This is a genomic window from Streptomyces sp. KLMMK, from assembly GCF_036961605.1.
Lineage (GTDB): Bacteria > Actinomycetota > Actinomycetes > Streptomycetales > Streptomycetaceae > Streptomyces > Streptomyces telluris.
In genome coordinates this window covers 25,163-31,648 of record NZ_JBAMDC010000044.1, presented here as the reverse complement: position 1 = coordinate 31,648, position 6,486 = coordinate 25,163, and the positions used below count along the sequence as shown (strand labels likewise).

Annotated in this window: 8 protein-coding genes; all 8 read left to right on the top strand. The window is 72.1% G+C overall.

Annotation, left to right across the window (positions count from 1 at the left end; translation table 11 throughout):
* The first annotated feature begins 78 nt into the window (after nucleotides 1–78).
* The 8 genes from V7793_RS11130 to yajC all read left to right on the top strand — a co-directional run bounded on the left by V7793_RS11130 (nucleotide 79) and on the right by yajC (nucleotide 6,355).
* The gene (locus V7793_RS11130) at nucleotides 79–621 is read left to right on the top strand and encodes a LemA family protein (RefSeq protein ID WP_168091343.1); all 543 of its coding nucleotides are present in this window, start codon (nucleotides 79–81) and stop codon (nucleotides 619–621) included.
* A gap of 160 nt (nucleotides 622–781) precedes the next feature.
* A complete protein-coding gene (pdxS, locus tag V7793_RS11125) occupies nucleotides 782–1,696 on the top strand; it encodes a pyridoxal 5'-phosphate synthase lyase subunit PdxS (protein ID WP_030365296.1) in 915 nt (304 codons plus the stop codon).
* A gap of 82 nt (nucleotides 1,697–1,778) precedes the next feature.
* The gene (gene pdxT, locus V7793_RS11120) at nucleotides 1,779–2,369 is read left to right on the top strand and encodes a pyridoxal 5'-phosphate synthase glutaminase subunit PdxT (protein ID WP_336005089.1); all 591 of its coding nucleotides are present in this window, start codon (nucleotides 1,779–1,781) and stop codon (nucleotides 2,367–2,369) included.
* Between the two features lie 64 nt (nucleotides 2,370–2,433).
* Nucleotides 2,434–3,186, top strand: coding sequence for a YebC/PmpR family DNA-binding transcriptional regulator (locus V7793_RS11115; RefSeq protein ID WP_336005085.1), 753 nt, complete (start codon nucleotides 2,434–2,436; stop codon nucleotides 3,184–3,186).
* A 140-nt stretch (nucleotides 3,187–3,326) separates the two neighbouring features.
* On the top strand, nucleotides 3,327–3,878 hold the full coding sequence (ruvC, locus tag V7793_RS11110) for a crossover junction endodeoxyribonuclease RuvC (RefSeq protein ID WP_168091340.1): 552 nt from the start codon (nucleotides 3,327–3,329) through the stop codon (nucleotides 3,876–3,878).
* Nucleotides 3,875–4,492: a Holliday junction branch migration protein RuvA gene (gene ruvA, locus V7793_RS11105; protein WP_336005079.1), complete on the top strand. Its 618-nt coding sequence runs from the start codon at nucleotides 3,875–3,877 to the stop codon at nucleotides 4,490–4,492. The genes ruvC and ruvA overlap by 4 nt, the downstream gene beginning before the upstream one ends.
* Nucleotides 4,493–4,595: 103 nt before the next feature.
* Entirely contained in the window at nucleotides 4,596–5,684 is a 1,089-nt protein-coding gene (gene ruvB / locus V7793_RS11100; protein WP_336005075.1) for a Holliday junction branch migration DNA helicase RuvB, read from the top strand.
* Between the two features lie 161 nt (nucleotides 5,685–5,845).
* Nucleotides 5,846–6,355 (top strand): preprotein translocase subunit YajC, encoded by a 510-nt coding sequence (yajC, locus tag V7793_RS11095; protein ID WP_336005071.1) that lies wholly within the window; start codon nucleotides 5,846–5,848, stop codon nucleotides 6,353–6,355.
* The last annotated feature ends 131 nt before the right edge of the window (nucleotides 6,356–6,486 follow it).

The following is a 6,486-nucleotide window of genomic DNA, read 5'->3' as shown; positions in this document are numbered from 1 at the left end:
CCCGGCGGGGACGCCCCGGCTCCGTACGCGGTCCGCCGGGCTCAGCGGCCCCCGCGGTGAGCGGTAACGTGGCCCGGCGTGACCACACTGATCTGGATCGTCGCCGCCCTGGTCGTCATCGGCGTCTATCTGAGCTGGACCGCGGGCCGGCTGGACCGCCTGCACAGCCGCATCGACGCCGCGCGCGCCGCGCTGGACGCCCAGTTGCTGCGGCGGGCCTCGGTCGCCCAGGAGCTGGGCACGGCCGGAGTCCTCGACCCGGCAGCCTCGATCGTGCTCTACCAGGCCGCGCACGCCGCACGGCAGGCCGAGGAGGAGCAGCGCGAGGTCGCCGAGAGCGAGCTGAGCCAGGCCCTGCGGGCGGTCTTCGCGGAGGAGCCGCAGGTCGAGGTCGTCCGGGAGGCTCCCGGCGGCGAGGAGTCCCTGACCGAGCTGTCCGAGGCGGTCCGGCGGGTGCCGATGGCCCGCCGCTTCCACAACGACGCGGTCCGCGCCGCCCGCGCCGTGCGCAAGCACCGTGTGGTGCGCTGGTTCCGGCTCGCGGGCCACGCGCCCTTCCCGATGGCCTTCGAGATGGACGACGAGCCGCCCGCCGTCCTGGAGGCGCGGACGAGCCACTGACCTCCGGGCAGGCCTCCCGGGCAGGGCCTCCGCAAGGCCACCGGACCGCTCCGGACACCCCGGACAAGCCACCGGCCTCGGATTGGCTCTTTTTCCGGGGAAAGCGGGATCGGTTGTATGAGGGGCGCAGCATCACCGCCCTTGATAGTGAGGTCACAACGTGTCCAGCACGGTCCCCAGCACGTCCACCACCCCTGAGACCGGTACGGCCCGCGTCAAGCGCGGCATGGCCGAGCAGCTCAAGGGCGGCGTGATCATGGACGTCGTCAACGCCGAGCAGGCGAAGATCGCCGAGGACGCGGGCGCGGTCGCGGTCATGGCCCTCGAGCGGGTGCCGGCCGACATCCGCAAGGACGGCGGCGTGGCCCGGATGTCCGACCCCAACATGATCGAGGAGATCATCGGGGCCGTCTCCATCCCCGTCATGGCCAAGTCCCGCATCGGCCACTTCGTCGAGGCCCAGGTCCTGCAGTCGCTCGGCGTCGACTACATCGACGAGTCCGAGGTCCTCACCCCGGCCGACGAGATCAACCACTCCGACAAGTGGGCCTTCACCACCCCCTTCGTCTGCGGTGCCACCAACCTGGGCGAGGCCCTGCGCCGCATCGCCGAGGGCGCGGCCATGATCCGCTCCAAGGGCGAGGCCGGTACCGGCAACGTCGTGGAGGCCGTGCGCCACCTGCGCCAGATCAAGAACGAGATCGCCAAGCTGCGCGGCTTCGACAACAACGAGCTGTTCGCCGCCGCCAAGGACCTGCGCGCCCCGTACGAGCTCGTCAAGGAGGTCGCCGAGCTCGGCAAGCTGCCGGTCGTCCTCTTCTCCGCGGGTGGCGTGGCCACCCCGGCCGACGCCGCGCTGATGCGCCAGCTCGGTGCCGAGGGCGTCTTCGTCGGCTCCGGCATCTTCAAGTCCGGCGACCCGGCCAAGCGCGCCGCCGCCATCGTGAAGGCCACCACCTTCTACGACGACCCGAAGGTCATCGCGGACGCCTCCCGCAACCTCGGCGAGGCCATGGTCGGCATCAACTGCGACACCCTGCCCGAGGCCGAGCGCTACGCCAACCGCGGCTGGTAACACACCGCTTCCCCGGCTGGGCGGTCCGCGCAACGCAGCGGGCCGCCCAGCCGTCGTCCAGACCCGAGACGGAGAAAACCCCGTGTCCACCCCCACCATCGGCGTCCTCGCCCTGCAGGGCGACGTCCGTGAGCACCTCGTCGCCCTCGCCGCCTCCGACGCGCTCGCCCGCCCGGTCCGCCGCCCCGAGGAGCTCGCCGAGGTCGACGGCCTGGTGATACCCGGTGGCGAGTCCACCACCATGTCCAAGCTCGCCGTCGTCTTCGGCATGCTGGAGCCGCTGCGCGAGCGCGTGCGGGCCGGGATGCCCGTCTACGGCACCTGCGCCGGCATGATCATGCTCGCCGAGAAGCTGCTGGACGGACGGGAGGACCAGGAGACGCTCGGCGGCATAGACATGATCGTCCGCCGCAACGCCTTCGGCCGGCAGAACGAGTCCTTCGAGGCGGCCGTCGAGATGGCGGGCATCGAGGGCGGCCCTGTCGAGGGCGTCTTCATCCGCGCCCCCTGGGTCGAGTCCGTCGGCGCCGCGGCCGAGATCGTCGCCACCCACGACGGCCACACTGTCGCGGTGCGCCAGGGCAATGTGCTGGCGACGTCCTTCCACCCGGAACTCACCGGCGACCACCGGGTCCACGCCTACTTCGTGGACATGGTGCGCGCAGCCCGGTAGCCCGGCCCCGGTAGGATCTCAGTCGTTCGTTCTCAGGATTTGGTTACGCGAAGGAGACAGGCGGATGTCCGGCCACTCTAAATGGGCTACGACGAAGCACAAGAAGGCCGTGATCGACGCCAAGCGCGGCAAGCTCTTCGCGAAGCTCATCAAGAACATCGAGGTCGCGGCCCGCATGGGCGGCGTCGACATCGAGGGCAACCCGACGCTCTACGACGCCATCCAGAAGGCGAAGAAGCAGTCGGTCCCGAACAAGAACATCGACTCCGCGGTCAAGCGCGGCGGCGGCCTCGAGGCCGGCGGCGCCGACTACGAGACGATCATGTACGAGGGCTACGGCCCGAACGGCGTCGCGGTCCTCATCGAGTGCCTCACCGACAACCGCAACCGTGCCGCCTCCGACGTGCGCGTCGCCATGACCCGCAACGGCGGCTCCATGGCCGACCCGGGCTCGGTGTCCTACCTGTTCAACCGCAAGGGCGTCGTGATCGTGCCCAAGGGTGAGCTCACCGAGGACGACGTGCTCGGCGCCGTCCTGGACGCCGGTGCCGAGGAGGTCAACGACCTCGGCGAGTCCTTCGAGGTCCTCAGCGAGGCCACCGACCTCGTCGCGGTCCGCACCGCCCTCCAGAAGGAAGGCATCGACTACGACTCGGCCGAGGCCAACTTCGTCCCCACCATGCAGGTGGAGCTCGACGAAGAGGCCGCGCGCAAGATCTTCAAGCTGATCGACGCGCTCGAGGACAGCGACGACGTCCAGAACGTCTTCGCCAACTTCGACGTCTCGGACGAGGTCATGGCGAAGGTCGACGCGTAAGGCCTCCGGCCGGCGTAAGGCTTCCGACTGCGGTCGGCCGACGGGCCGGCGGGACACTCGTCCCGCCGGCCCGTCGGCATGATCGGCCGTTGTCAGTGGCAGCCGATAGCCTGCCGGGGCAGGTGAGCCAAGGAGGGGCGATGCGGGTACTGGGCGTGGACCCGGGGCTGACGCGCTGCGGCGTCGGCGTGGTGGAGGGCACGGCGGGCCGCCCGCTGCGCATGGTCGGGGTGGGCGTCGTGCGCACCCCAGCCGAGGCCGACACCGCCGACCGCCTGGTCCTCATAGAGCGCGGCATCGAGCAGTGGCTCGACGAGCACCAGCCGGGATTCGTCGCCGTGGAGCGCGTCTTCAGCCAGCACAACGTCCGCACGGTCATGGGCACCGCCCAGGCCAGCGCCGTCGCCATGCTGTGCGCCGCCCGCCGCGGCCTGCCCGTCGCCCTGCACACCCCCAGCGAGGTCAAGGCCGCCGTCACCGGCTCCGGCCGGGCGGACAAGGCCCAGGTCGGCGCCATGGTCACCCGGCTCCTGCGGCTCGACGCACCGCCCAAGCCGGCCGACGCCGCCGACGCCCTGGCCCTGGCCATCTGCCACATCTGGCGCGCCCCGGCCGCCGGCCGCCTGCAGCAGCTCGCCGCCGCACAGCGCCGTACCACCGCACCCGTCCGCCTCCCGAAGGGCACCCGATGATCGCCTTCGTCTCCGGCCCCGTCGCCGCCCTCGCCCCCGACACCGCGGTCGTCGAGGTGGGCGGCATCGGCATGGCCGTCCAGTGCACGCCCAACACCCTTTCGGGCCTCCGCATCGGCCAGCAGGCCCGCCTCGCCACCTCCCTCGTCGTCCGTGAGGACTCCCTGACCCTCTACGGCTTCGCCGACGACGACGAGCGCCAGACCTTCGAGCTGCTGCAGACCGCCAGCGGCGTCGGGCCCCGCCTCGCCCAGGCCATGCTCGCCGTGCACAGCCCCGACGCGCTGCGGCGCGCCTTCGCCTCCGGTGACGAGAAGGCCCTGACCGCCGTGCCCGGCATCGGCAAGAAGGGCGCGCAGAAGCTGCTGCTGGAGCTGAAGGACCGGCTCGGCAAGCCGGTCGGCTCGGCCGCTCCGGTCGCCGCCCCAGCCGCCGCGGGCTGGCGCGATCAGCTGCAGGCCGCGCTCGTCGGTCTGGGCTATGCCGCCCGCGAGGCGGACGAAGCGGTGGAGGCGGTGGCGCCCCGGGCGGAGGCCGTTCTCGCCGACGGCGGTCAGCCGCAGGTCGGCCAGCTGCTGCGGGCCGCGCTGCAGACGCTGAACCGGGCGCGATGAGCAGGGCCCGGTGCGGCCCGGCCGGGCGGCTCGCGCCCACCCGGCCGCACCGGCGGAACCCCTGCCGGAAAACCGACAAGCACTCGACCGTGAGGTTCAACCCGTGAACTGGGACGACGAATCCGCATACGCGGAGCCCCCCGCAGGCGACCGCCTCGTCGCCACCGCCGCCGACGGCGAGGACCATGCCGTCGAGGCCGCGCTGCGCCCCAAGGACCTCGGCGAGTTCGTCGGCCAGGAGCGCGTGCGCGAGCAGCTCGACCTCGTCCTCAAGGCCGCCCGGGCCCGCGGCGCCACCGCCGACCACGTGCTGCTCTCCGGGGCCCCCGGCCTCGGCAAGACCACCCTCTCGATGATCATCGCGGCCGAGATGGGCGCCCCCATCCGCATCACCTCCGGCCCCGCCATCCAGCACGCCGGCGACCTCGCCGCGATCCTCTCCTCCCTCACCGAAGGAGAGGTCCTCTTCCTCGACGAGATCCACCGCATGTCGCGGCCCGCCGAGGAGATGCTCTACATGGCCATGGAGGACTTCCGCGTCGACGTGATCGTCGGCAAGGGGCCCGGCGCCACCGCCATCCCCCTGGAGCTGCCGCCCTTCACCCTCGTCGGCGCCACCACCCGGGCCGGCCTGCTCCCGCCCCCGCTGCGCGACCGCTTCGGCTTCACCGGGCACATGGAGTTCTACGCCCCCGCCGAGCTGCAGCGCGTGGTGCACCGCTCGGCCCGGCTGCTGGACGTGGAGATAGAGGACCAGGGCGCCGCCGAGATCGCCGGCCGCTCCCGCGGCACCCCCCGCATCGCCAACCGCCTGCTGCGCCGCGTCCGCGACTACGCCCAGGTCAAGGCCGACGGGGTGATCACCCGCGAGATCGCCGCCCAGGCCCTCGACGTCTACGAGGTCGACGCCCGCGGCCTCGACCGGCTGGACCGCGCCGTCCTGACCGCCCTCCTCAAGCTCTTCGGCGGCGGACCGGTGGGCCTGTCCACCCTGGCCGTGGCCGTCGGCGAGGAGCGCGAGACCGTCGAGGAGGTCGCCGAGCCGTTCCTCGTCCGCGAGGGGCTGCTGGCCCGCACGCCCAGGGGCCGCATCGCCACCCCGGCCGCGTGGGAGCACCTCGGCCTTGTCAACGAAGCCGGCGCGGCGGGCCGGGCGGGCACCCCTCCCCAGCAGGGCCTCTTCGGAGGGTGACGGCGCGGGGGCTGGTCGGGTCAGGAACCACGGTGCCATGCTGGGCGTTGTTCCATAGGCGCGGACTCGCTTAGACTCCGCCGATGCCGTCCCGTACCGGCGCGGCATACCACCCCCGTAGAAGGCCGCCCCCCGCGGTCGTGTTAAGGAAACCCCGTCCCGTGAATATCGTGACTCTCCTGCCGTTCATCGTGCTCATCGGGGCCATGTTCCTGATGACGCGATCGGCCAAGAACAAGCAGCGCCAGGCGGCGCAGATGCGCGACCAGATGCAGCCGGGCACCGGCGTGCGGACGATCGGCGGCATGTACGCCACCGTCAAGGAGGTCAGCGACGACACGGTCCTCCTCGAGGTGGCCCCGGGCGTCCACGCGATCTACGCGAAGAACGCCATCGGCGCCGTCCTGGAGGACGCCGAGTACAACCGCATCGTCCACGGGATCGAGCCGCACGAGTCCGAGACCCCTGTCGTCCCGGACGATGCCTCGTCGCTGACCGAGTCCGAGGCCCCGGCCGACAAGAAGATCGACCTGGGCAAGGGCGAGGCCGCCGAGGCCGAGAAGGCCGAGACGGCCGCCGAGCCGGAGTCCAAGGACGCCGAGAAGGCCGCCGAGGACACCAAGGACGCCAAGCGGGACGGCAAGCAGGACGGCGACGCCGACGCGAAGTAGCCCTTCGAGGAACCGCGGAGCACTGCTGGGGCAGTGCGCCGCGGTTCCCTGACGGTTTAGGCTCCGGCGGGGGGCAGGTCCCCACTACATTCGTGGCCGCCCGGCGAACGCACGGAACCGGGCGGTTGGAC

Coding starts and splice junctions, on each gene's coding strand:
- V7793_RS11115 (WP_336005085.1), top strand. CDS start 2,434: ATGTCCGGCCACTCTAAATGGGCTACGACGAAGCACAAGAAGGCCGTG.
- ruvC (WP_168091340.1), top strand. CDS start 3,327: ATGCGGGTACTGGGCGTGGACCCGGGGCTGACGCGCTGCGGCGTCGGC.
- ruvA (WP_336005079.1), top strand. CDS start 3,875: ATGATCGCCTTCGTCTCCGGCCCCGTCGCCGCCCTCGCCCCCGACACC.